Origin of the sequence: Parasphingopyxis marina (genome assembly GCF_014237875.1) — a bacterium.
Lineage (GTDB): Bacteria > Pseudomonadota > Alphaproteobacteria > Sphingomonadales > Sphingomonadaceae > Parasphingopyxis > Parasphingopyxis marina.
Genome location: NZ_JACJVJ010000001.1, coordinates 1,128,836 through 1,152,505, shown reverse-complemented (window position 1 = coordinate 1,152,505; position 23,670 = coordinate 1,128,836). Strand labels below are relative to the sequence as shown.

Below are 23,670 nucleotides of genomic sequence, written 5' to 3'. Positions count from 1 at the left end.
CTCTATAGAGATGCGAGAAAACCTGAGGCTATATGAAACAGTGCGTCACATAACGTGTTTTGATATCTCACAATATCGTCGATAAACCTGACTCTAATGGATCACCTTGAGCCCAAAGCGCGAAGCCAGCTCATGAGTCGCGTTCGAAGTCGCAACACGCAACCTGAGATGAAGTTGCGGAAGGCGCTCTATGCCAGAGGTCTTCGATATCGTCTTCATGCAAAAGAGCTTCCGGGTAAACCCGATATAGTCTTCCGCACAGCCAGGATTGCGATCTTCGTTCACGGGTGCTTTTGGCATCAACATTACGGATGCATCCGAGCCGCCGTTCCAAAATCCAACACTGCATTTTGGAAAAAGAAATTGAACGGCAATGTCGCTAGAGATTGTCGCAACCGAGAGGCCCTGATTGCAATCGGTTATCGCGTCATTACGGTTTGGGAGTGCGAAATCAAAACAATCGAAGGTTTGCGCACGATTGTTGAAACAATCGCACATGAAGTGGCTGAGGGTCATGCATAAATTGAAGGCATATCCATCCTATGTGCTCTGAAGGACTATGACACGAACGTCTCTTTTAGCTGAAATCGTAAAGATTGTTCGTCCTTTGCAACGACATGTTCGTAGCGTTTGCGGCTTGCCTGGATAGCAAACTCAAAAGCGCTCAACGGATCCGAAACCGCTCTTCTGGTTTTCTGTCGCCCGTCTCGTCTCTGTAAACCTTCAAATCTAATTCACCTATTCCGGAGCTGCATTCCCGATCTTGATCGGTAGGGAAGGTCCGCATTCGCGCGGTGAACACAGGCACCGACTCACGTCGGGTGGCCTGCGGAATAAAATACCTGACAAGGGAATACGCGGGGCGCGGTTCCCTGTGTTCTCGCGCGATCAACCGCCCGGCACCAGCCGGGGGCGCGAACACAGGAGGAAAAATGCGTTTCCGGATATACATAGCAGCAAGCCTAATTCCCCATTTTTCATCGGGAGCAGCTGCCCAGTCACGCGATGACTATGTAAGACTCGCACAGTTAGACTTGGAATCGGTCAATCACCTAGCGGAGGTAATGGCCATCGATCCTGAAGCGACCTGCCAAACACCCGTGGAAGTAGGTGTCCCGCAAAGCTTGGCCAGAACGTTTGACATCGCAGCGAATTTGCAGAGCCAAGGAACTTCGAGCCGAGCGGGTGCTGGAACCAGATACATCGTGAGAAACATCCTCCGCGATATGATACCACTTGTTGCCGAAGCGCAATTCTCGATGGCCGATCTCTACCTAACTGAAAGGTGTCTCGACGAAGCAGATGGCGCTTATAGGTCTATCCTCGCAAACTTTCCCGGCGCTATTTATTCTTCTTACAGGCAAAGAGCCCAAGTCGGCATAGACGATGTCAGAGGCCAAAGGGGCTCAAACAACACAGTGACCGAGCAAAGCAAAGCCTCTCCAAAATCGGAAAATTTGCAGAAATAGAAATTTGGGATAGCCTAGCGGTAATGCACATTCACATTGAAAATAAACGTGCTACCCTTCCCAGAAATCTGCCATTTCTGCCCCCTTGGCCTGACACACTCATGACACACGAAAGGCTTGTCGATGGGGCTTTAATCGACGGTGATAGCGCGCTACCCTTCCCCAGAGCGATTGGGAACCGGCGATTTTCCTAGGGTCTCAGGAACAGCACCACTGGCAGGGCCAGATACAGGCTGCCCTCCGAAGGCAGAGGCCACAGGTTCGAATCCTGTCGGGTGCGCCAGCTTCCTGAAATCCCGCAACCGCCAATTTTCCTTGGGCTTTGCTCATTGGACCGACGCCCGTTCGCCCTGCCCACGCGTCCCTTCCATCGCTCGTGGCGAGGCATTGACGCATGGAGCGACGAGATGGCGACGGTCCACAAGCGCATCCGTCCAAGAAAAAATCAATCCGCCAATGTCCTCCCGCCCTCGCCCACGGGATCAACACCAATCAGAAGGCGGGCTTTTGAATCTTCCGGTGTTCTTTGGCCGCACTCGCCCACCATTCCAAGGTGGCGATGGTCTTGTCCATGCCGCGGCTCACCGCCTCTCCGGCGTCGCCGCGCGGATTGCCGTTTTCGTCGAAGGTCGCGCCGATCTGTGGCACCGCAACGGTACTCGGCACGACCACCATGCCCATCTCCGCCAGTGTGGGGTGCCAAGCATAGCTCGATCGGGCACCGCCGAGGCGGCCGGCGGAATAGCTGAGGATGGCAGCGGGCCGCCAGAACCATTCCTCCAAAAAATGGTCGGTCAAATTCTTGAGGCCGGGCTGCATGCCCCAATTATATTCCCCCGCGACGAGCACGAAGGCGTCGGCGCTGCGCAGGATCTCCGCCACGGCTTCCATTTCCGGCGGCGCTTCGCCCTCGGGATATTCCTTGTACATGCGATCGAGCATCGGCAGCCCCACCGCCTTGGCGTCGACCAGTTCGCTCCTGTGCGCGCGATCGCGCAACTGGCCGACCGCGTAATCCGCCAGCCGGATACCGAGCCGGTCCCTCCGATAGGAGCCGTAGAAAACGGGAATGAACAAAGGTTCCATGCAGTTGTCTTTCTTTCCATGTGCGCCCCGTTTGCCCGAACCGGGGCATAAGGCGAAGGACGTCTGGCAGACTGGCGCGCCCCGATCGACAGGCCGGAGGATAACAAGCTTGGCGGCCCAAGGCGATGCCCCGGCGGACGGATCGACAAGGCATCCGGGCGGTGATCCACCCACCTGTGGGCAGGTGGACGAATTGGACCACGCGTAACTAAATTCTAGATCAGCGATTCCGGGGCAACCTTTGCTATTATCGTCAGGAGAATGGTGGGTGTGACGCTGGCCATTGGGGGAAACGGATGCGGAACGAGCGGATCGAAAGCCTTGCGGGCAATGGCGCGGCGCCGGATCAGACGGAAAAGCTGGTTGGGGCCGGGCGCGGGAAGCTCCAAGCGCGTACAGCGAGAGAAATTGAGCGGCGGCAGATCCGTTATGGCATTCTGGGCCGCGATTTTGCCGATGGACCCAGCTGGAGCATGCTGCTTGCGCTTCTGGAGGCCCAGCTGAATGGCCGGAACACCAGCATCAAAGATCTCTATCTCGCCGGCAACTGCCCCAAGACAAGCGCGATCCGGCTGGTGGGGAAACTGGAATCGGCCGGGCTCGTGAGGCGGGAGCCCGACAAAAACGACAAGAGGCGCTGCTTCCTTTTGCTGACCCCGAAGGCAAACGCCCTTCTGATGGCCTATTTCGACAGCATTGGATAAGTAGCCCGAAATCGCCGCGGAAATTTCCGGACAGGACCGCGTCCTTTCGCGGCGCTGGACATTGACCGCCAAACCCCCTTGTCTCTACCCAGCCGAAATCCTTGCATTTCATCCGGTTGGAGCGACACGGGCCGCAGTGACACAGACCAAGAAAAACATCGCGATACTGGTTCTGGGCATGCACCGTTCGGGCACGTCCGCCCTGACACGCGTCATCAATCTTGCCGGGTGGGCAAGCGCCAAGACGCTGATGCGCTCCGCCGAGTTCAACGAGACCGGGCATTGGGAATCGCTTCCCATCGTCAGAATCGACGACCGGATTCTGGCCGCACTAGACCGCGGTTGGGCGGACCCCAAACCGGCCGGGAAAGACTGGCAGACGCGGGCGGACGTCGCCGCTTTCGGCGACGAAGCCCGCGAAGCCATTGCCAGCGAATTCGATGATGCCGGGAGGATCGTGGTCAAGGACCCCCGGCTTTCGCGCCTGCTGCCTTTCTGGATCGAAGCGCTGGCGGCCAAGGGCTATGAGACCCGCTGTCTGATCGCCGCGCGACACCCGCTCGAAATCGCCGACTCGCTTGCCCGGCGGGACGGCATGACCCGCGAGCACGCGCTCCTGCTGTGGCAATCGCACATGATCGAGGCCGAGTATCACTCGCGCGGCCTGCCCCGCGCCCTGATCGGCTATGATGCGGTACTGTCGGACTGGCGCGCCACTCTCGGCTCGGCGATGGCCGCGATCGGTGCCCCCTTCGCCCCGGCTGCTTCCGCGTGCGAAGCGATCGAGGCGTTTCTCGATCCCCGTCATCGCCACGCAGCCCTCCCGGCCGACGCGATTCTGGAAGCGGACGACATCGCGCAGCCGTTCAAGGATCTCTATTCGACGCTGCAGGACGGTTCTCTGGACGCCAACGCCGAGCGCTTCGACCGGCTTCGGCGAGACTGGCTGGCGGCATGGGAGGCGCTGAGCCCCGGGCCCCGCGCGTCGCCCTATGCCGAAGACCTGCCGGCCACCTTCGTCGAGCAAAGCCAGGCGCTGGAAAATGAAGGAGACGCGCAAGAGGCCATCACCATGGCCCGAAAGGCCGTGGAGGCCGATCCGTCCATTTCCCGGCATCATCACCATCTGGGAACCCTGCTCTTCCGGGAAAACATGCTGGACGAAGCCGACGCGGTTTTGCGCCGCGCAATCGCGTTGTACCCTAAAGAGGCCCGCTACCATCACAGCCATGCCAGGCTGCTCCAGCGGCTCGGGCGGCTGGGCGAGGCCCGATCGGCGGCATCGCGGGCGGCCGCACTCGAACCGGGCAATAGGATGTTTCAGCGATATCTGAAAAAAATTCTCGCGGACGGCGAATAGCATAGAGGCTTCTGCCTGCTTGACTCGCCGTTCCGATTTGCCTCTACTAGAACAAATCGGGAACATTATGCGCGAGTCGGTCGCTTCTCTCTCCGCGCTTCGGGCGCGCATTGCGAGCCACGCCCAAGGGCGGGCCGAAAGCAGCGATGCGCCCCTGACGTCCGGGCATGAGCCGCTCGACACCTGGCTCGATGGAGGTTTGAAACGTGCGCAACTGCACGAAATCTTTGCCGACGATACCCAAGACGCGGGCAGCGCCGCGGGCTTTGCGGCTATGCTTGCGCTTATCGCACAGGCACGAGAAGACGGGAATGGTGGCAAGCCGCTGGTCTGGCTGCGCACACGCGAGGCGGAACGGCGCGGCGGTCGCTTCCATGCGGCGGGCTTTGCCGAACTGGGCGGCGATCCGGCCTCGGTGCTGCTCGCAATCGTTCCCGATACCCTCGCCTTGCTGCGCGGTGCCGCCGATGCCCTGCGCTGCGGCGGGCTGGGCGCGGTGATCGCCGAATGCTGGCGCAACCCATCCGAACTGAACCTGATGGCCAGCCGGCGGCTGACCCTGGCGGCCGAACGCTCGGGCGTCACCGCGCTGATGCTGCGGCAGGGCGCCAGCCCCTCGCCGAGCACCGCCGACACGCGCTGGTCGGTGCGATCGGCCCCTGCACGGACGCTGGAAGCGCGCGCGCCCGGCCCTCCGGCATTCGACCTTACCTTGCTGCGCCGACGCGGCGGCCCGGCTGGGAAGAGCTGGCACGTGGAGTGGGATCGTGAGCGGCGGCGCTTCACAGACCCGGCCCGGAAGCCGGCGCTTCCTGGCGCTGTGGTTCCCCTTCCTGCCGGCCGACCGGCTGAAGATCGCCGCCCGGCCCGCTTCGCCCGCACCGCCTGAACCGCCCCTCGCCTTCGCGGAAAAGGTAAAGGGTGCGATGCGGCTCGCCGCCGTCAACAGGGTCGCGCGGCGGCTCGGTCTTGTCCCCGGCCTGACCCTGGCTGATGCCCGGGCGCGCGTGCCCGATCTCGCCGTGCGCGATTTCGATCCCGATGCCGATGCCCGCTGGCTCGACCGGCTCGTCCAGGGCTGCGCGCGCTACACGCCGATGGCGGCCGCCGCGCCGCCCGATGCGCTGATCCTCGATATTACCGGCTGTGCCCACCTGTTCGGCGGCGAGGCGGCGCTTGAAGCTGACGCCATGGCCCGCCTCAAGCGGCTCGGCATGACCGTCCGCCCTGCCCGTGCGAACACCGCCGAGGCAGCCCACGCGCTGGCTCGCTGGGGCGATGGAGAGACGAACGATGAGGTCGCGGCGATCCGCCGCCTGCCCGTCATCGCGCTCGGCCTTGATCCCGAAGGCGAGCTGGGCCTGCGGCGGGCGGGTCTGAAAACGGTCGACGCCGTCGCCAAGCGCCCGCGCGCCGCCATCGCCGCGCGCTTCGGTAAGGCCGCAGTGACGGCGCTTGAACGGCTGCTCGGCGAAACGCGCGGACCGCTCTCCCCGCGCCTGCCGCTCGGCGCGATCCACGCCGAGCGCCGCTTTCCCGAACCCGTGGCGCGCACCGAATATGCGCTTGGGATACTCGGCGAACTGGCGCACGAGGCGGCGGAAGAATTGCGGCAGCGCAATCGCGGCGGGCGGCGGTTCGAAGCCGTCTTTTTCCGGTCTGATGGGCTGGCGCAACGGATCGCCATCGAGTTCGGCCGCCCGGTGCGCGATCCCGAAGCGGTGATGCGGCTGTTCGACGAGCGCATCGAGAGCCTGGGCGATCCGCTGGATCCCGGTTTCGGCTTCGACGCCATCCGCCTCTTGGTGCTCGGCGAGGAAGTGCAAAATCCCTCACAGATCGCGCTTGATGGCGGCGAGATCGACGAAAACGAGGTCGCCGCGCTGATCGATCGGCTGAGCATCAGGATCGGGCGCGGCAATCTGATGCGGTTCGAACCGCGCGACACCCATATCCCCGAAGCCGCGCAGCGCCTCGTCCCGGCCATTGCCGGCGGCCAGAGCGACAGCAAGGCCGATGGCTGGCCGCAACCCGAACCCGGCGAACCGCCGCGGCGGCCGCTGCAGCTGTTCGATCCGCCCGAACCGGTCGCCGTCATCGCCGAAGTGCCGGACGGCCCGCCCTGGCGCTTCCAGTGGCGCGGCAAGCAGCATGAAGTGATCGGCTTCGAAGGGCCCGAACGGATCGCCTCGGAATGGTGGCGCAGCCCCGGCGATCCACTGGGCGAAAAACGGCTGACGCGCGACTATTACCGGGTCGAGGATAGCGAAGGCCGGCGCTACTGGCTGTTCCGCCACGGGCTTTACGGACAGGAAAAGGCCGATCCCGGCTGGTATCTCCATGGACTGTTCGCGTGACCGACTTCGTCGAACTCGCCGCCGCGACCAATTTTTCCTTCCTGCGCGGGGCCTCGCATCCGGGCGAGATGGTCGCGGAGGCGATCCGGCTCGGCATGGCGGGTATCGGCATCGCCGACCGCAACAGCGTCGCCGGGGTGGTGCGCGCCCATGTCGCGATGCGCGATGCGCTGGAGGGGCTGGACGAAGAACAGCGTGCCGCCTTCCCCTTCCGCCTGATCGTCGGCGCGCGGCTGGCGTTTGCCGACGGCACGCCCGACATTATCGCCTATCCCCGGACGCGGCATGGGTGGGGACGGCTGACGCGCTTGCTGACGGTCGGCAACCGCCGCGCGGAAAAGGGCGATTGCATCCTGACGCTCGACGATCTGCTCGATCACAGCGAAGAGCAGCTTTTCATCGCGATGGCGGACGAGGGCGAAGGGGCCGCGCTCGCCCGGCTTGGCGATGCCGTGCCCGGCGCGCTGTGGATCGGCGCGACGATGCCGCGCACGGGCCGCGACCATCGCAGGCTGGCCCGGCTCGCGAGTTTCGCGGAGCGTATCAGGCTGCCGCTGCTCGCCACCAACGACGCGCTCTATGCCGATCCCTCGGCGCGGCCGCTTCACGACGTCCTCACCTGTATCCGGGAAAAGACGACGCTTGCCGATGCCGGCCGCCTGCTCGCCGCCAATGCCGAGCGGCATCTGAAAGCGCCGGAGGAAATGGCCCGCCTGCTGGGCGATTATCCGCAGGCCATCACCGCAACGACCGACTTCCTTTCCCGCATCGCCTTCACTCTGGACGATCTGCGCTACGAATATCCGCACGAACCCGTGCCCAAAGGCTGGGAACCGCAGGACTGGCTCGAACATCTGGTGATGGAGGCGGCGCATGACCGCTATCCGGAGGGCATTCCGGCCAAGACGCAGGCGCTGCTCGACGAGGAGTTCGCGCTGATCCGCGGCCAGAAGATCGCCTATTATTTCCTCACCGTGCACGACATCGTGAAATACGCACGGGCCCAGAAACCGCCGATCCTGTGCCAGGGGCGCGGCTCGGCGGCGAATTCGGTGGTCTGCTTCCTGCTCGACATCACCTCGGTCGATCCGGTCGAACATAATCTCCTCTTCTCCCGCTTCGTATCCGAAGAGCGCAAGGAGCCGCCCGATATCGACGTCGATTTCGAGCATGAGCGGCGCGAGGAGGTGATGCAGTATATCTATCGCCGTTACGGCCGCGCCCGGGCGGGCATCGCGGCAACCGTCATCCATTACCGGCCGCGCAGCGCGGTACGCGAAGTCGGCAAGGTGTTGGGGCTGTCGGAAGATTTCACCAGCCGCATCGTGAGCACCATCTGGGGCAGCTATGCGAGCAAGATGGAGAAACAGCGGGTCGCGGAGACCGGCTTCGATCCCGGCAATCCCGAAATCGTCCGCCTGACGCGGCTCGTCGACCGGATCCTCCATTTCCCGCGCCACCTTTCCCAGCATGTCGGCGGCTATGTGCTGACCGAGGGGCGGCTCGACGAGATCGTGCCGATCCACAACGGCGCGATGGAGGAGCGTACCTTCATCGAATGGGATAAAGACGACATAGACGCGCTCGGCCTGATGAAGGTCGATATCCTCGCGCTCGGCATGCTGACCTGCATTCGCAAAAGCTTCGACCTGATGCGGACGCACGGACTCGGCGATTTCAAGCTCGAAACGATCCAGTGGGAAGACCCGGCCGTCTATGACATGCTCTGCGCCGGCGACAGCATCGGCGTCTTCCAGGTCGAAAGCCGGGCGCAGATCAACATGCTGCCGCGCCTGAAACCGCGCGAATTCTACGATCTCGTCATCCAGGTCGCGATCGTGCGCCCCGGCCCGATCGAGGGCGATATGGTGCATCCCTATCTGCGCCGCCGTTCGGGCAAGGAGCCGCATGACTATCCCTCGCCAAGGCCGCCGCACGACCCGAACGAGCTGCGCGCGGTACTCGGCAAGACCTTCGGCGTGCCGCTGTTCCAGGAGCAGGCGATGAAGCTTGCCATCGTCGCAGCGGAATTTTCGCCGTCCGACGCCAACCGGCTGCGCCGCGCGATGGCGACCTTCCGCAATCTCGGCACCATCGACCAGTTCGAAACGAAGATGATCGAGGGCATGGTGCGCCGCGGCTATGAACGCGATTTCGCCGAACGCTGTTTCCGGCAGATCGAAGGGTTCGGCAGCTATGGCTTTCCCGAAAGCCATGCGCTGTCCTTCGCGCGGCTCGTCTATGTGTCGAGCTGGATCAAGAAACACCACCCGGCGGTCTTCACCTGCGCGCTGCTCAACGCCCAGCCGATGGGCTTCTACGCCCCGGCCCAGCTCGTCCGCGATTTGCGCGAACATGGCGACGAGGTGCGGCCCGTCGACATCAACGCCAGCCATTGGGACAATAGTCTGGAGCGGAACGATAGCGGCGCATTGGCGCTCCGCCTCGGCTTTCGCCAGGTCGACGGCTTTCGCGAGGAATGGGCGACCGGTCTCGCCGACGCCCGGGCCGCGGGGCCCTTCGTCTCGATCGAGGACCTCGCCCGCCGCGCCGTCCTGCCCCGCCGCGCGCTACGTCTGATCGCCGATGCCGACGCCTGCCGCTCGATCGGGCAGGACCGCCGCCAGGCCCTGTGGGACGTCCGCCGCATGCCCGAAGGCGAACTTCCGCTTTTCGCCGCGGCCCAGAAACGCGAACTTCGCGAAGAACCCGATCCGCAGCTCCCAGCAATGCCGCCCGCCGAACATGTGATCGCCGATTACCAGACGACGCGGATGTCGTTGAAAGGCCATCCGATGGCGTTCCTCCGCCCGCATTTCGACAGGGACCGCGTGCTCAACTGCGCCGCGACCAATGCGGCGAAGAACGGTGCCAGGGTGCGCGCGGCGGGCGTCGTGCTGATCCGCCAGCGGCCGGGCAAGGGCAATGCGATCTTCATCACGATCGAGGACGAAACCGGCATCGTCAACGCGCTGCTCTGGGCAAGCCAGCTCGACCGGGTTCGCCGTGCCGTCATGGCCGCCCGCTTGATGCTGATCGAGGGAGAGGTGCAGCGGAGCGAGGAAGGCGTCGTCCATCTGATGGCCGCGAATGTGATCGACCGAACGGATTGGCTCGACCGCCTCTCGGACGCCCATCACGCGGAGATCGAGCTATCGCCCAGCGACGAAATCATCCGTCCCTCGGTCCCCCGTGGCCACCATCATCCCCGCAACGTGCGTGTGCTACCCAAATCCCGCGACTTCCATTGAATGCCGGTGCGTCCCTCCGTCCTCAGTTGGGCGCGACCCACCGGTAGCTGCCTGCATAGACGCCGCTAACCGCGTTGCCCGACGCATCACGCGCTGGCTGGAAACGGGCGCGGCTCATCACCCGGCGGCAGGCCCGGGCATCGAGTTGCCAATGGCCGCTGGTGCCGATGGTGAAACAATTGGTCGGCAAGCCATTGGCGCCGACACTCACCTGATAGCGAGTCGTCCCCTGTTCGCCGTTGCGCAGGATATCGGAAGGATAGTCGCCGACCTGGACCCAGCTCGCCGGATTGTTCGCTGGTTGTGGCGGTGTCGTGGCGACGCCCCGCGAGGGTGCCGGCTCGGGTGCCGGCCGAGGCTCGGGCTGTGAGGGGGACGGTTCGGCGCGACCGGACGGAGAGGGCCGATCCTGGGCCGCCGGCTCGTCGCGTGGTTCGGGACGGGCAGGATTTTCCTCCCCATCGGCATCGGGAACTTCTTCGGGCGCTTCGATTTCCTCACCCAGCACCTGTTCGAGCTCCTCCTCGCGCGCATCATAGACGATCGCGAGGCAGGCCTCGCTCCGGCACTCATCGCGGCGCGCCAGGAAATCCGCCTGCCCCTGCTGCAGTTCGACCCGGCTCCGGCCTTCGGCATCCAACATCGCCCGCTCATAGGCCTCGCCGATCGCGGTTTCGCGCGCCGCCAGCGCATCGCTGCCACAGATGATGCCATGGCTTGGCAGCGCGACATCCCCGCAATCGACGCTCGACGACAGCACACCGCGCGCGGCAGGATCCTCGCTCTCCTCGCCGCCGGGCCAAAGGAAGACCAGCGCCAGAACGACGAGCACCGCCAACAGGGCGAGGCCGCCGAAGAGCAGCATCCGCCGCCGGTCGAAACCGGATGGCGGACCACCGTCGCCGCTCTCGGGTTCCAGCGTCATCGGGGCGGGTGCGACATTGAGCGGCTGTCCTGCGCCCTCGGGTTCGCGCGCCTTGGGAGCGGACGGCTTATTCGGGAGCGGAGGCGGTGGTGCTTCTGCGACCGGAACCGCTTCAGCGGGAGCATCCGGCGGGGGTGCCGGCTCTTCCCGTGGCGCTGCGATCTGCACGATCCGTTTGATCGTGGTGATCATCTTCTGGATCGTGGCATCGCGGCGGTCGATCCAGTCGACCCATTGATAGTCGTTCAACCAGTATGCGAGGCCGTCGGCATCGATATTTTCCAGCCGTACCGGAAAGATCAGCTTGTCGCCATTTTCCGCCATCATCAGTTCGCGCTTCACATGGCGCGAGCGATCGGAGCGGGAGCAGAATAGCAGGATGATGAGATCGGACGCGCGGACCTGTTCGATGATCGCCTGGTCGAACGGGCGGCCGGGATCGATATCGTCGGGCGCCATCCAGCCGCGAATATCGTTTTCGCCGAGGATACACTTCAGCTTGCGCGCGGTTTCGACCTGCGAACTGTGATGGCTGATAAAGGCAACCGGTTGCCTCCCGCCATCGCCGGCCGTTCCGCTCATAGAAAACCCCCTTGCCCGGGATTATCCTAGGCTGGCGATCATCGCGCCGCAATGGACGAGATTTCGCCGGTTCGGCGCGGGGCGAACGTGGTCAGCCACTCGCCGCCATGGCGAGCCGATAGCCTTCTCCGCGGACCGTTTCGATGATCCGGCCCGCGCCCCGCCGGGCCAGCTTGGCACGCAAACGACAAAGATGCACTTCGACGACGTTGGTGCCCGGATCGATGCTGAGGCGGCAAACGGCGCGTAACAGCTCCGCCCGCGAAACGGTGGCTGGGTGGCGGATCAGAAGATGGGCCAGCAGATCGAGTTCGCGAGGGCACAGCGCGATCCGTTCGCCCCGATAAACCGCAGCGCGGCCAAGCAGATCGACCTTGAGCTGTTCCGTACCCAGTTCGAACCGTCCGACCCCCATGCTGCAAGGTTATTGAGCCAACCCCTTATCGCCAGTGACATCTGCGCCATTTTCGAGCGGACCATCGGCGGATATGTCCGTTTTCGCGAGCACCGCTTCGATCCGCGTGAGCGCCGCGCGGCCAAGGCCCCGCAATTGCGCGCTCGGATCGGCACAGCCCAATTCCCAGATGCATAGCGCCTCGTCCGCCGGCACCACCGCCGCGCGGGCGGCCAGCGCCTGATAGCGGAGACGGTCGCTCGGGTGATGCGCAGCGAAATCGGCTACCAGCCCCACACCCTCTTCCCCGCCCAGCGCCATCGCCAATTGCATCAGCACCCCGCCCGGAATCTGCGTGAGCAGCGCCGCGATCTCCCCCTTGTCGACGTCGAAACGATATTGATCGCGCCACGCCGAGGCGGGCGAGGATTCCATGATGTTGAGCGATACCGACAGTTCGTCCGCCGGAAGCTGCCGATGAACGTCCCTATGCGCGCGGTAGAGAAGCATGCGCCCTTTGGCGAGGCGGGAGCGTTCGACGAAACGGAGGTCGACCGCTTCTCCGGGATAGCCTGCGACGCTTTCATAGTCATATTCGTAATAGTCGCTCCAATAGCCGGGGCCGGAATAGCCGATCGTCAGGAAGTGGAAATTGTGATCGTGCGGGATGCCATAGAAGAAGGGCGCGTCGCCGCTGAACTTCATCAGGCTGTCGGTGCGCGAGGGCCAGAAATTGGCGCGGATGAAATAGCCGGGCCCGCTGTGGAGCATCAGCACCTGGATGCCGTAGCGGTTCTTCGCGCTCTGCTCCTGACATCGCGTCTCAAGTTCTCGGACGATAAAATTGCCAAGAAAATCAGTGTTATTGCTGAGCTTTCTGAGCAGCGGCGCGAGCGATGCGAAGCTCTCCTCGTCGCGGGCATCGAACCCGGATGCGTCGAGGGCGGCAATAAAATCGTCAAAAGCGATGGCCTCTCTGTCGGCGCAAGGAAGTTCGCGCGGCACCCTCAGGCGGCCCGGCGCCCGGCAAGCACGGCGAGCGTCTTTCCAGCGGCTTCCCGCACCTCCTTATGGGGATCGTCGCGCGCCATCCGCTCAAGCTCCGGCATCGCGCCAGCCGGATCGCAGGCCAGCCATTCACGCATCGCATGCCAGCGCACGAAGAAAGGCGCGTCCCGTATCGCCGCCCCCAGCATCTCTCCGGCTCGCAAATGGCCGATGCGCCGCAGCCAGCTCAGCATCATCTGTATACGCGACCAGCGATCCGACGAACTGCTGACTCCGATCAGCCGCCGTGTTGCCGCATCATATTCGCGCGCCAGCGCCGCGCCGCCCATCCGCACCTCGCCGTGCAGGAAGACGGCGGGCCGCTTCGCGCTCTCGATGATGTAACTGGTGCTGCGCGTATCGACGGCGATGCCGTCGCCGGTTTCGATGTCCCGCACCTCCACGCGCTTGCAAGGTCTCCGCGACAGCGCCGCGACATCCTCGCTCGCTTCGGGCGCGCGCCAAAAGGCCAGCCGCATTCCGCCTCCATCGAGAAATTTGAGCCATGTCCGCCGGCCCGTGAAATGGACGGAACCCCTTCCCCCACCCGCCCGCTTGTGCGCGGCGAGCGTCACCGGATCGACAATGCTGACCGCCACCGTCGCTTCGGCCAATTCGATCAACAGCGCGCCCTGATGGAAGGGGCCGGACACGGGCCGGAAAGGCGGCGCGAAAAAAGGGTCGCGGCGCGCTCCTCCGATCCACGCATCGACCGCTGCCGTCACCCAGACCGGTGCTTCAAACAGGTCGCGCAACGCCTCCGCTATCGCATCGACATCTTGCGACCCGGCCACCCTGTCCCGAAATCGCGCGACAGGCGGCAAGGTTTCGAACGCAGCGCGCGCCGTCGCCGTTCGGTCTAGCGCCGCCCGGTGCTCGCCCGCGTCCGACAGCCACCGGCGCAGCGCCTCGCCAGGCTGCACGGCAGCCGCCTATCCGACCGGCGGATTGATCAGCAGGATCGCAATACAAACCTCGCCGCCCACCTCGCGCTGTTCGCTCGATCCGTAGGCGGCAACACCGGTTTCGAGTTCGGGCAATTCGTCGATATCGATGATGGGCCTGTCCATGGCGTTTGCTCCCCCTGTCAGGCGAGCCAGCCTAGCCCGGGCACGCCGCCCGAAACATTTAAGCTTTTGTAATGTTGGGCAAAGCGCGTCGCACCCGCCGGCGCGGATGCCTTTCCTAGTCGGTAAAGATCAGCACCGGCGTTTCGACGATCTTCTTCAACGACTGGACGAAGCTCGCCGCGTCATAGCCGTCGACGACCCTGTGATCGCAGGAGATGGAAAGATTCATCTGTTTGCGCGCCTCTAGTTCGCCGTCGATGATCGCCGGGCGTTCGACGATCTTGTTCGGGCCGATGATCGCGACCTGCGGCCGGTTGATGACCGGCGTCGTTGCGATGCCGCCGAGCGGACCGAGCGACGTAATGGTGAGCGTGCCGCCGGACAGTTCCTCGCTCTTGGCCTTGCCGGTGCGCGCGGCCTCCGCCAGCCGGTTGATCTCGGTCGCCAGCTGCCAGACATTCATGTCCTGCGCATCGCGGATCACGGGCACGATCAACCCGGCGTCGGTCTGCGTCGCCATGCCGAGATGGACGGCGCCGTGGCGGGTTATCGTCCCGCCCTCGTCGTCATAGGTCGCGTTGATCATCGGAAAATCGGGCAGCGTCTTGCAGATCGCGGCGATCAGGAAGGGCAGCACGGTAAGCTTGGGCCGATCGCCGCGCGACCCGTTAAGGTCGGTGCGGATATCCTCCAGCTCGGTGACGTCGAATTCCTCGACATAGGTGAAATGCGGGATGTTGCGCTTCGCCGCCGCCATATTTTCGGCGATGCGGCGGCGGAGGCCGATCACTTTGACTTCCTCGTCGGCGCGCTTGCGCGAGGCGCCGGGCGCGCGATAGCCCTGCGCCGAGCCGTAGCTCAGATAGGCATCGAGATCCGCATGACGGACACGGTCGCCATGCGGCTTCACCTGCGCCAGATCGACACCGAGATCAGCGGCGCGCTGGCGCACGGCGGGCGAAGCGAGGATCGGCCCGCTGCTTTTCGCGGCGGGTTCGCGTTCGGCCGCGACTTCCTGATCGAAGGGCTTGGGCGCCTCGGGCGCCTCTTCGCTCTCGTGCGGCTCTTCGGCCTCCTCTTCGGCCGGTGCTTCCACCTGCGCTTTCACCGCTTCGGCGATCTCTTCCTCGTCGGGCAGCTCGTCGGTCTCGATCACCGCGAGCACCGATCCGATGGCAAGCATCTCGCCCTCTTCACCGTTCAATTCCAGCACCTTGCCGGCGACAGGCGATTCCATTTCGACGGTCGCCTTGTCGGTCATCATATCGGCGATGGCCTGATCTTCCTCGATCTCGTCCCCAACCTTGATGTGCCAGGCGACGATCTCTGCCTCGGCGATGCCTTCGCCGATATCGGGGAGCTTGAAGCTAAACTTCGCCACTGACGTCCTCCATGACGCGTTCGATTGCCAGGCGGAGCCGCACCGGCCCCGGAAAATAGGCCCATTCCAGGCTGTGCGGATAGGGCGTGTCATAGCCCGTCACACGCTCGATGGGCGCTTCGAGATGATAGAAGCAGCGTTCCTGTACCAGCGCGACGAGTTCGGCGCCGAAGCCCGAGGTCCGCGTCGCCTCATGCACCACCATGCAGCGGCCGGTTTTCTTCACCGATGCCTCGATCGTGTCCATGTCCAGCGGCAGCAAGGTGCGCAGGTCGATCACCTCGGCATCGATGCCGAGCGTTTTGACGGAATCCATCACGACATGCACCATCGTGCCATAGCACAAGATCGTCAGATCGCCGCCGCCCCGCACGATGTTCGCCTTGCCGAGCGGGATCACATAATGTTCGTCGGGCACTTGGCTGGCCGGATGTTTCGCCCAGGGCGTCACCGGCGTATCGTAATGGCCGTCGAAAGGGCCGTTATAGATGCGCTTGGGCTCGAAGAAGACGACCGGATCGGGGTCCTCGATCGCCGCGATCAAAAGCCCCTTGGCATCGTACGGCGTCGAGGGGATCACCGTCTTGATGCCGCAGACATGGGTGAAGATGCTCTCGGGCGACTGGCTGTGCGTCTGCCCGCCGAAAATGCCGCCGCCAAAGGGCGAGCGCACGGTGATCGGCGCGGTGAATTCGCCCGCCGAGCGGTAGCGCAGCCGCGCGGCTTCGGACACCAGCTGATCGAGGCCGGGATAGATATAATCGGCGAACTGGATCTCGGCGACGGGCTTGAGGCCATAGGCCGCCATGCCGACGGCGACGCCGATGATGCCGCATTCGTTGATCGGCGTGTCGAAGGCGCGGGTCTTGCCATATTTCTTCTGGAGGCCGGCAGTGGCGCGGAAGACGCCGCCGTAAAAGCCGACATCCTCGCCGAACACGCAGACATTGTCGTCGCGCTGCATGGAGACATCCATGGCGCTGTTGATCGCCTGGATCATGTTCATCTGCGTCATCGCGTCTTGGCCACATTGTTGGCGGCGCGGTTCTCGGCAAGCATTTCCTGCTCCTGCTTGCGCAGATGCGGGGGCATTTCCTCGAACACATCCTCGAACATGGTTTCAAGCGGCTGGTGCAGGCCGTGGCCGAGAATGCCGTTCTTTTCCGCCTGTTTGGCGGCGGTCTTCACCTGCTCGGCGCATTCCTTGTCCATCGCCTCCTGCCGCTCCTCGTCCCATTCGCCCAGCGCTATGAGATGGTTTTTCAGCCGCGCGATCGGATCGCCGAGCGGCCATTCGGCGGCTTCGTCGGCGGAACGATATTGCGAGGGATCGTCCGAGGTCGAATGGCCCTCGGCGCGATAGGTGAAATGCTCGATCAAGGTCGGGCCCTTGTTGGTGCGGGCGCGTTCCGCCGCCCATTGGGTCGCCGCATAGACGGCCAGCGCATCGTTGCCGTCGACGCGCAGCCCGGCGATGCCATAGCCCACCGCGCGCGCCGCGAAGGTCGTCGCTTCGGCGCCGGCAAAGCCGCTGAACGAGCTGATCGCCCATTGATTGTTGACGACGTTGAGGATGACCGGCGCCTTGTAGACGGCGGCAAAGGTGCAGGCGGAATGGAAATCGCCCTCGGCGCTCGATCCCTCGCCGGTCCAGCTCGCCGCGATCCGGGTATCGCCTTTCGCGGCGCTCGCCATCGCCCAGCCAACGGCCTGCGGGAATTGCGTCGCAAGATTGCCGGAAATCGAGAAGAAACCGCCCTGTTTCGTCGAATACATGATCGGCAGCTGGCGGCCCTTCAGCCGGTCCTTCGAATTCGAATAGACCTGGTTCATCATGTCGACGAGCGACCAGTCCCGCGCGATCAGGATGCCCTGCTGGCGGTAGGAGGGGAAGGTCATGTCGTCGCGGTCGAGCGCGAAGGTCGCGGCGATCGCCACCGCCTCCTCGCCCGTGCACTTCATGTAGAAGCTGGTCTTTCCTTGGCGCTGGGCGCGGAACATGCGCTGATCGAAGGCGCGGGTGAGCGCCATGGCGCGCAGCATCTTTCGCAGGGTATCGGGATCGAGCTTCGGGTCCCAGGGGCCGACGGCCTTGTGGTCGTCACCGAGCACGCGCACCAGCCCATAGGCAAGGTCGTGCATCTCGTCATGCGCGGCCGCCGTGTCCGGCCGCCGCGTCTCCCCGGCGGGCAGCACCTCCACATCGGAAAAGTCAGCCTCGTCCCCGGGCCGGAATTTGGGCTCCGGCACGTAGAGTTCGAGGGACGGCAGGTTACGCCGCTTCTTGTCGCTAGCCATCGGAATCCTGTCCAGGCGAATCGTTTCTTGAACGCCTTATAATATAATTACACAGGGTTCGGATAGTTCCCGAGAATTGCCGGTTCTCAGCCGATTGATCGAATCCCCGCCATCTGCGACAATCGGACGATGAACCACGCCCTTCTCCGCCTCGCGGCGCTTCTGACCCTGCTGCCGCTCGCGGCCTCACCGGCCTTCGCCGACCATCATGAAGCCGAAGCGGCCGACGAATGGACCGGCTTTCGCGGCCTTGGCACCGAACCTTTCTGGTCGCTCGATATCGGCGCCGACGAGATGGTCTTCGAACATATGGGCGTTCTCGAATCGCGCGCGCCGCGCACCGAACCGGGCACCATAACCGGCCGGGCTATATTCATGAGCCGAAGCGCCAGCGGCCGCGATTTCATCGTCATGATCGAAGACGATATCTGCAGCGACGGTATGTCGGACGTGCCCTTTCCGAAAACGGTCAACATATTCCTCGAAGGGGTCCACTATTATGGATGCGGCGGCGAGCGGCAGGATGTGCTGATCGGCGACTGGGTGATCACCGCCACCGGCCCCTATTACACGTCGCAGGACGACGGCCTGACGATAAGCTTCGATGACGAGGGCCGCGTCGCCGGCAATGGCGGCTGCAACCGCTACACGGGCGGCTATGCGCTCAGCGATACGCTCGATATCGGCCCCGTCGCCTCGACCCGGCGCGCCTGCGCCGATCGGGAAGCGAGCGATCGCGAACATATGCTGCTCACGCTGCTCGCCAGCGTCACCGGCTTCGATGTCGGCCCCAATGATGAACTGCTGCTATTGTCGGATGACGGCCCCGTGATCGAAGCCGTCCGCCCGCGGCCGGCGCACGATTAGGGAGAAGGGCTGACCGGGCGGGATCGCCGCCCGGCCTGCATATTCACCCGGCCTGCACATTCAATCGTCGGTTTCGGTCTCTTCGCTCGGCACCGGAAAACCGCGCTTGCGAAGCAAGGCGTCGACATCCGGGTCGCGGCCGCGGAACTCACGATAGGCTTCGGCGCGGTCGGTGACGTTGCCGGTCGAGAGCAATGTCTCGCGGAACCGGTCGGCGATCTCGCGGTTCCAGACATCGCCGCTCTCGACGAACGCCTCCCAGGTATCGGCGTCCATCGTTTCGGACCAGAGATAGCTGTAATAGCCGGCCGAATAGGCGTCGGACGAGAAGAGATGCCCGAATTGCGGCAGCCTGTGCCGCATGACGATCTCGTCGGGCATGCCCATCTCGGCCAGCGTTTCGCGTTCGAAGGCGTCGATATCGGTGACCGGTTCGGCCCGGTTGTGCAGCCGCATGTCGACCAGCGCCGAAGACAGATATTCGACCGTGGCGAAACCCTGGTTGAACGTGTCGCTGGCCTCGATCCGGTCGACCAGTTCCTGGGGCATCGGTTCGCCGGTTTCATAATGCGTCGCGAAACGGTTGAGCACGTCGCGCGTGAGCACCCAATTCTCGTTCACCTGGCTCGGATATTCGACGAAGTCGCGCGGCGTGCCGGCCAGTCCCGGATAGTAGACGTCCTGGAGCAGGTAATGGATGCCATGGCCGAATTCGTGGAACAGGGTGCGGGCATCGTCGAGGCTGATCAGCGCCACCTCGCCCTCGGCCGGTTCGGAGAAATTATTGTTGTTCGAGGCGAGCACATTGCGCTCGCCGCCCAAGGTCTGCTGCGAACGGTATGTCGTCATCCACGCGCCCGAACGCTTGCCGGTCCGCGCATAGGTATCGAGATAGAAGAGCCCGACATCCTCGCCCGTGCGGCTGTTGGTGACGGCGAAGGTGCGGACATCGGGATGGAAGACCGGCACCGCGCCGGTATTTTCCTCGAAGTGGAGATCGTAGAGCCGCTCGGCCGAATAGAACATCGCCTGGATCATGTTCTGGAGCTGGAGATAGGGTTTGATCTCGGACTCGTCGATCGAATAGCGATCCTGGCGGACCTTCTCGGCATAGAAGCGATAGTCCCAGGGCTCGATCGTGATCCCTGCGCCTTCGGCATCGGCGATCGCCTGCATATCGGCGACTTCCTCATGAACCCGGGCGACGGCCGCCGGCCACACGCGCATCATCAGCTCGGTCGCGTTTTCCGGCGTGCCCGCCATCGTATCGGCCATCCGCAGATGGGCGTGCGTCTCGAAACCGAGCAACGCGGCGCGCTCGGCGCGCAGCGCCAGGATCGCTGCGATCGTGGCGTTGGTATCGTTGGCATCGCCATTGTCGCCGCGATTGACATAGGCCCGCCACACCTGCTCGCGCAGGTCCCGCCGCGTCGAATATTGCAGGAAAGGCTGCATGAAAGAGCGCGTATTGACCACCGCCCAGCCTTCCAGTTCGCGTTCCTCGGCTGCGGCGCGCAAGGTGCCGATCAGGCTGTCGGGCAGACCGGCAAGGTCGTCTTCACTGTCGAGCAGGACATAGGTTTCCTCGTCGGCGAGCAGCTTGTTGGAAAATTCGGTGTAGAGCCCCGCCAGTTCGGCGGTGATCGCGTCGAGCCGTTCGCGCTCCGCGCCTTCCAGGGTCGCGCCGGCGCGCACCAATTGCTCGTAATCCCTTTCGGCGAGCCGGATCTGCGCGGGCGTCAGGCCCGCATCGTTGCGGCTTTCATAAACCGCGCGATAGCGTTCGATAAGCCCGGGCTGGAGATAGACATCCTGATAGAAGCTCGCGAGCTGCGGGCTCCATTCGCGCTGCACCGCGCGATATTCGTCGTTGCTGACATTGCTGACGGCGACGCCGAACATCGACTGGACATTGCTCATCCGGTCGCCGATCAGTTCCATCGCCTCATTGGTATTGGCGAAGGTCGGCGCCTCCGGATTGTCGATGATCGCCTGCACCTCGGCGCGCATTTCCGCCATCGCCGTCTCGAAAGCTTCGCCGAACAGTTCGGGGCGCATCTCGTCCCAGGGCGGAACCCCTTCGAAGGGCCCGGCCCAATCGGCAAGCAGCGGATTCTGGTCGGCATCGTTGGCCGGGGCAGCAACACGTTCGGTCGCCATGGCGCGGTCCTCACTGAAAATGGTGGCATAGGCGGAAAGGGCGAGGCCGCTAACCGCGAAAAACAGCGCTTTGCGCATTCTTATTTCTCCTCGGAGCATAAAGTCCGGGCATGTATCCGGACTCGCTGACAATGGCTGTTTCCTAGGCGGTTTTGCGATCCAGCGCAAAAACCTCTTGTCCGGGGAACGGCGGAAACCCGCAACTGGCGGAAGACGGGGTATAAACATTCCCAAAGCGATCTTAACCAACCATCAAATAGTTCATGCCATGTCTCCGGCCAACACTGTAGAGCCGGGGTCTCATGTCGGAAGACAATCTGCACGCGGAAGCGAATCTTGAAGCGCATCACCGTCGCGAAAGCGACGCGCGCGGCCCTGCCCATCGTATCGAAGAACGCCACGCCCCGTCGGGCGAAGTGCGCACCGCACAGCTTAACATTCTGGCCCGCTTCGCGCTCTATTCCGGCGGCACCCAGGCAATCTGCGCAGTCGTGTTCGCTATTCTCGAACGCAACTCGCTGTCGACCATGCTACTGCTCGCCTGGCTCGCCCTGATCATCGGCGCGACATACGGTTCGGCGCGCTGGCTCAGCACCAGCACGATGGTCCGCCGCAGCGACCAGCAACCGGCAAGCCGGATCTGGATGGCCGCCGGCGACTGCGCGGCTCGCGCGGCGCTCTGGATATCGATGCCCGTCTACGCGACGCTTTCGGGCGCGCCGATCAACCAGGCGACAACCGGCGGGCTCGTCGCGATCATGATCGTCAGCGGCATTTCGGTCGCCGTCATTCCCGCCGCGATCGCGCTCTGGGTCGGCATATTGTCGCTCGGCATGGCGTTCGCCGCCTTTACGGCGCTCGGTTCCGCCGCCCTGCCCGCCATCGCCATTCTCGCCGCCTTCTCGGGCGCCGCCCTGGTCGGCTTCCTGCTGCTGGCGCGATCCTGGCAGGGGCAGATGGACAAGGCTGCCGTGGTTTCCGCCAAACATGCCGATATCCGGCTGCTGCTGCAGGAATATGAAGATCGCGGCGCCGGCTGGCTCTGGCAGATCGACCGCGACTATGCGTTGACCTATGTTTCGCCGCGCATGGGCGAATTGCTCGGCTGCGCCACCTACCAGCTGCTCGGCCGGCCGTTCGTCGCCGCCTTCGGCGGCAGGGTCGGCCTTGGCGATGTCCTCGGCAAACAGCAGAAATTCGGCAAGTTCGAAATCCAGGTCGGCCATGACAAGGAGGAACGCTGGGTTTCGCTGTCGGGCAGCCCGATCTTCACCGATCATGGCGAGTTCATGGGTTACCGCGGGGTCGGGCTCGACATCACCGATTCCAAAAGCTCGCACGCCCGGCTCCAGCATCTCGCCAATCTCGACGTACTCACCAGCCTGCCGAACCGTTCGCGCGTTCGCACCTTGCTGGAAACCGCCCTGGTCGACGCCAAGGCGCGCAACGTGCCGTGCGCGGTGCTGTTTCTCGATCTCGACGGCTTCAAGCCGGTCAACGACACGTTCGGCCATCCCAAGGGCGATGCCGTGCTGAAGACGGTCGCCCGGCGGCTGCACGATCTTGTCGGCCAGCGCGGCACGGTCGGCCGGATCGGCGGCGATGAATTTGCGGTCGTGCTGGACGACGCGCAAAGCCGCGTCGCTGTCGAATCGCTGGCGGAAAAGCTGATCGCCACGATCAGCGAACCGTATATGATCGACAATATCCAGATCCGCATCGGCCTTTCGATCGGCTGCGCCTATGGCCCGGTGGACGGCGATACGGTGGACGACCTCGTCCGCAAGGCGGATCTCGCCCTTTATCACGCCAAGTCGCAGGGGCGCGGCACCTTCTGCAATTTCGACGCGAAGATGCAGGTCGAGGCGGAAGAGCGCGTCCGGCTCGAACATGACATGCGCGACGCGATCGGGACCGAACAGTTCAACCTGCTCTACCAGCCGCTGGTATCGACGCAGACCCAGCGCGTAACCGGCTTCGAAGCACTTCTGCGCTGGAACCATCCGACCCGCGGGCCGATTTCTCCGGCAGTGTTCATTCCGATCGCCGAAGAAAGCGGCCTTGTCGGCGAACTCGGCGACTGGGTGATGCGCAAGGCCTGTATGGACGCCGCGCACTGGCCCGACGACATCACCGTCGCGGTCAACGTTTCGCCGCTCCAGCTCGTCATTCCTTCGCTGCCCAACGATGTCGCCGATGCGCTGAAAAAGGCGCGGCTTTCGGCGAACCGGCTGGAAATCGAAGTGACCGAATCCGTGTTCATGAGTGGCGCCGGCAATGCGCTCGACGTGCTCAAACGCCTGCGTTCCCTTGGTTCGGGCATCGCGCTCGACGATTTCGGTACCGGCTATTCCTCGCTCGGCTATCTGAACAAGGCGGTGTTCCACAAGCTGAAGATCGACGGCAGCTTCGTGCGCGAGGCCGCAGAGCGCGAGGAAACGGTTTCGATCATCAAGGCGATCGTCATGCTGGCCAACAGCTTCCGGCTGACGATTACCGCCGAAGGCATCGAGACCGCCGACGACTTCAACCGGATGCGCGAACTCGGCTGCCACCAGCTTCAGGGCTATCTTTTCGGCCGGCCGATGCCACTTGAAAAGACGCTTGAGATCGTGGGCAGCAAATGGGAACACCGGCAAGTCGGTTAACCTCCGGAAGCCCCGGAAATCGGGCGGCCGCACCGCGTGAAGATTCTCTGAATTTCACCCAATTCACCCAT

The 23,670-nt window shown here is 63.7% G+C and carries 19 protein-coding genes and 1 tRNA gene; 10 read left to right on the top strand and 10 right to left on the bottom strand.

Annotated elements, in window-relative coordinates:
• Positions 1-96: 96 nt before the first annotated feature.
• The 3 genes from H6P80_RS05760 (at position 97) to H6P80_RS05750 (ending at position 1,752) form a co-directional block, all read left to right on the top strand.
• On the top strand, positions 97-522 hold the full coding sequence (locus H6P80_RS05760; protein ID WP_185800353.1) for a very short patch repair endonuclease: 426 nt from the start codon (positions 97-99) through the stop codon (positions 520-522).
• Positions 523-1,064: 542 nt separating this feature from the next.
• The gene (locus H6P80_RS05755) at positions 1,065-1,469 is read left to right on the top strand and encodes a hypothetical protein (RefSeq protein ID WP_185800352.1); all 405 of its coding nucleotides are present in this window, start codon (positions 1,065-1,067) and stop codon (positions 1,467-1,469) included.
• Between the two features lie 207 nt (positions 1,470-1,676).
• Positions 1,677-1,752, top strand: a tRNA-Arg gene (locus H6P80_RS05750).
• A 209-nt stretch (positions 1,753-1,961) separates the two neighbouring features.
• On the opposite strand, the gene H6P80_RS05745 is transcribed toward H6P80_RS05750, so the two are convergent.
• Positions 1,962-2,555, bottom strand: a complete 594-nt coding sequence (locus H6P80_RS05745) for an NADPH-dependent FMN reductase (RefSeq protein WP_185800351.1) — start codon at positions 2,553-2,555, stop codon at positions 1,962-1,964.
• Positions 2,556-2,851: 296 nt separating this feature from the next.
• Here H6P80_RS05745 and H6P80_RS05740 point away from each other — a divergent pair, with 296 nt between their 5' ends.
• The 5 genes from H6P80_RS05740 (at position 2,852) to H6P80_RS05720 (ending at position 10,227) form a co-directional block, all read left to right on the top strand.
• Positions 2,852-3,259 carry a MarR family transcriptional regulator gene (locus H6P80_RS05740; protein WP_185800350.1) on the top strand — a complete coding sequence of 136 codons (408 nt, stop codon included), beginning with the start codon at positions 2,852-2,854 and terminating at the stop codon, positions 3,257-3,259.
• 136 nt (positions 3,260-3,395) lie between these two features.
• A complete protein-coding gene (locus H6P80_RS05735; RefSeq protein ID WP_185800349.1) occupies positions 3,396-4,619 on the top strand; it encodes a tetratricopeptide repeat protein in 1,224 nt (407 codons plus the stop codon).
• Between the two features lie 67 nt (positions 4,620-4,686).
• A complete protein-coding gene (locus tag H6P80_RS05730) occupies positions 4,687-5,508 on the top strand; it encodes an ImuA family protein (RefSeq protein WP_235973728.1) in 822 nt (273 codons plus the stop codon).
• On the top strand, positions 5,432-6,976 hold the full coding sequence (locus tag H6P80_RS05725) for a Y-family DNA polymerase (RefSeq protein ID WP_235973812.1): 1,545 nt from the start codon (positions 5,432-5,434) through the stop codon (positions 6,974-6,976). Before H6P80_RS05730 ends, H6P80_RS05725 begins: the two co-directional genes overlap by 77 nt.
• On the top strand, positions 6,973-10,227 hold the full coding sequence (locus H6P80_RS05720) for an error-prone DNA polymerase (protein ID WP_185800347.1): 3,255 nt from the start codon (positions 6,973-6,975) through the stop codon (positions 10,225-10,227). The genes H6P80_RS05725 and H6P80_RS05720 overlap by 4 nt, the downstream gene beginning before the upstream one ends.
• Positions 10,228-10,249: 22 nt before the next feature.
• Here H6P80_RS05720 and H6P80_RS05715 read toward each other — a convergent pair whose 3' ends face one another.
• From H6P80_RS05715 to H6P80_RS05680, 8 genes are all read right to left on the bottom strand, one after another.
• Complete coding sequence (locus H6P80_RS05715) at positions 10,250-11,734, bottom strand: TonB family protein (RefSeq protein ID WP_185800346.1); 1,485 nt, start codon at positions 11,732-11,734, stop codon at positions 10,250-10,252.
• A gap of 91 nt (positions 11,735-11,825) precedes the next feature.
• Positions 11,826-12,149 (bottom strand): winged helix-turn-helix domain-containing protein, encoded by a 324-nt coding sequence (locus tag H6P80_RS05710; RefSeq protein ID WP_185800345.1) that lies wholly within the window; start codon positions 12,147-12,149, stop codon positions 11,826-11,828.
• A 9-nt stretch (positions 12,150-12,158) separates the two neighbouring features.
• Positions 12,159-13,133, bottom strand: coding sequence for a transposase (locus H6P80_RS05705; protein WP_185800344.1), 975 nt, complete (start codon positions 13,131-13,133; stop codon positions 12,159-12,161).
• A 2-nt stretch (positions 13,134-13,135) separates the two neighbouring features.
• Positions 13,136-14,098 carry a hypothetical protein gene (locus H6P80_RS05700; RefSeq protein WP_185800343.1) on the bottom strand — a complete coding sequence of 321 codons (963 nt, stop codon included), beginning with the start codon at positions 14,096-14,098 and terminating at the stop codon, positions 13,136-13,138.
• Between the two features lie 9 nt (positions 14,099-14,107).
• Positions 14,108-14,245 carry a hypothetical protein gene (locus tag H6P80_RS05695; RefSeq protein WP_185800342.1) on the bottom strand — a complete coding sequence of 46 codons (138 nt, stop codon included), beginning with the start codon at positions 14,243-14,245 and terminating at the stop codon, positions 14,108-14,110.
• A 115-nt stretch (positions 14,246-14,360) separates the two neighbouring features.
• Entirely contained in the window at positions 14,361-15,626 is a 1,266-nt protein-coding gene (locus H6P80_RS05690) for a dihydrolipoamide acetyltransferase family protein (RefSeq protein WP_185800341.1), read from the bottom strand.
• Complete coding sequence (locus H6P80_RS05685; protein ID WP_235973727.1) at positions 15,613-16,641, bottom strand: alpha-ketoacid dehydrogenase subunit beta; 1,029 nt, start codon at positions 16,639-16,641, stop codon at positions 15,613-15,615. The genes H6P80_RS05690 and H6P80_RS05685 overlap by 14 nt, the downstream gene beginning before the upstream one ends.
• On the bottom strand, positions 16,638-17,924 hold the full coding sequence (locus H6P80_RS05680; RefSeq protein ID WP_185800340.1) for a thiamine pyrophosphate-dependent enzyme: 1,287 nt from the start codon (positions 17,922-17,924) through the stop codon (positions 16,638-16,640). The genes H6P80_RS05685 and H6P80_RS05680 overlap by 4 nt, the downstream gene beginning before the upstream one ends.
• 129 nt (positions 17,925-18,053) lie before the next feature.
• On the opposite strand from H6P80_RS05680, the gene H6P80_RS05675 reads away from it, so the two are divergent.
• Positions 18,054-18,791: an META domain-containing protein gene (locus tag H6P80_RS05675; protein ID WP_185800339.1), complete on the top strand. Its 738-nt coding sequence runs from the start codon at positions 18,054-18,056 to the stop codon at positions 18,789-18,791.
• A 60-nt stretch (positions 18,792-18,851) separates the two neighbouring features.
• Here the strand turns inward: H6P80_RS05675 and H6P80_RS05670 are convergent, their stop codons facing one another.
• Positions 18,852-21,029 carry a M3 family metallopeptidase gene (locus tag H6P80_RS05670; protein ID WP_185800338.1) on the bottom strand — a complete coding sequence of 726 codons (2,178 nt, stop codon included), beginning with the start codon at positions 21,027-21,029 and terminating at the stop codon, positions 18,852-18,854.
• Positions 21,030-21,253: 224 nt separating this feature from the next.
• On the opposite strand from H6P80_RS05670, the gene H6P80_RS05665 reads away from it, so the two are divergent.
• Entirely contained in the window at positions 21,254-23,599 is a 2,346-nt protein-coding gene (locus H6P80_RS05665; RefSeq protein ID WP_185800337.1) for a putative bifunctional diguanylate cyclase/phosphodiesterase, read from the top strand.
• Positions 23,600-23,670 lie beyond the last annotated feature (71 nt).

Excerpts from the sequence above, each read along its gene's own strand:
- H6P80_RS05760 (WP_185800353.1), top strand. The coding sequence starts at position 97 with ATGGATCACCTTGAGCCCAAAGCGCGAAGCCAGCTCATGAGTCGCGTT.
- H6P80_RS05755 (WP_185800352.1), top strand. The coding sequence starts at position 1,065 with ATGGCCATCGATCCTGAAGCGACCTGCCAAACACCCGTGGAAGTAGGT.
- H6P80_RS05745 (WP_185800351.1), bottom strand. The coding sequence starts at position 2,555 with ATGGAACCTTTGTTCATTCCCGTTTTCTACGGCTCCTATCGGAGGGAC.
- H6P80_RS05740 (WP_185800350.1), top strand. The coding sequence starts at position 2,852 with ATGCGGAACGAGCGGATCGAAAGCCTTGCGGGCAATGGCGCGGCGCCG.
- H6P80_RS05730 (WP_235973728.1), top strand. The coding sequence starts at position 4,687 with ATGCGCGAGTCGGTCGCTTCTCTCTCCGCGCTTCGGGCGCGCATTGCG.
- H6P80_RS05715 (WP_185800346.1), bottom strand. The coding sequence starts at position 11,734 with ATGAGCGGAACGGCCGGCGATGGCGGGAGGCAACCGGTTGCCTTTATC.
- H6P80_RS05710 (WP_185800345.1), bottom strand. The coding sequence starts at position 12,149 with ATGGGGGTCGGACGGTTCGAACTGGGTACGGAACAGCTCAAGGTCGAT.
- H6P80_RS05695 (WP_185800342.1), bottom strand. The coding sequence starts at position 14,245 with ATGGACAGGCCCATCATCGATATCGACGAATTGCCCGAACTCGAAACC.
- H6P80_RS05685 (WP_235973727.1), bottom strand. The coding sequence starts at position 16,641 with ATGACGCAGATGAACATGATCCAGGCGATCAACAGCGCCATGGATGTC.
- H6P80_RS05680 (WP_185800340.1), bottom strand. The coding sequence starts at position 17,924 with ATGGCTAGCGACAAGAAGCGGCGTAACCTGCCGTCCCTCGAACTCTAC.
- H6P80_RS05675 (WP_185800339.1), top strand. The coding sequence starts at position 18,054 with ATGAACCACGCCCTTCTCCGCCTCGCGGCGCTTCTGACCCTGCTGCCG.
- H6P80_RS05670 (WP_185800338.1), bottom strand. The coding sequence starts at position 21,029 with ATGCGCAAAGCGCTGTTTTTCGCGGTTAGCGGCCTCGCCCTTTCCGCC.
- H6P80_RS05665 (WP_185800337.1), top strand. The coding sequence starts at position 21,254 with ATGTCGGAAGACAATCTGCACGCGGAAGCGAATCTTGAAGCGCATCAC.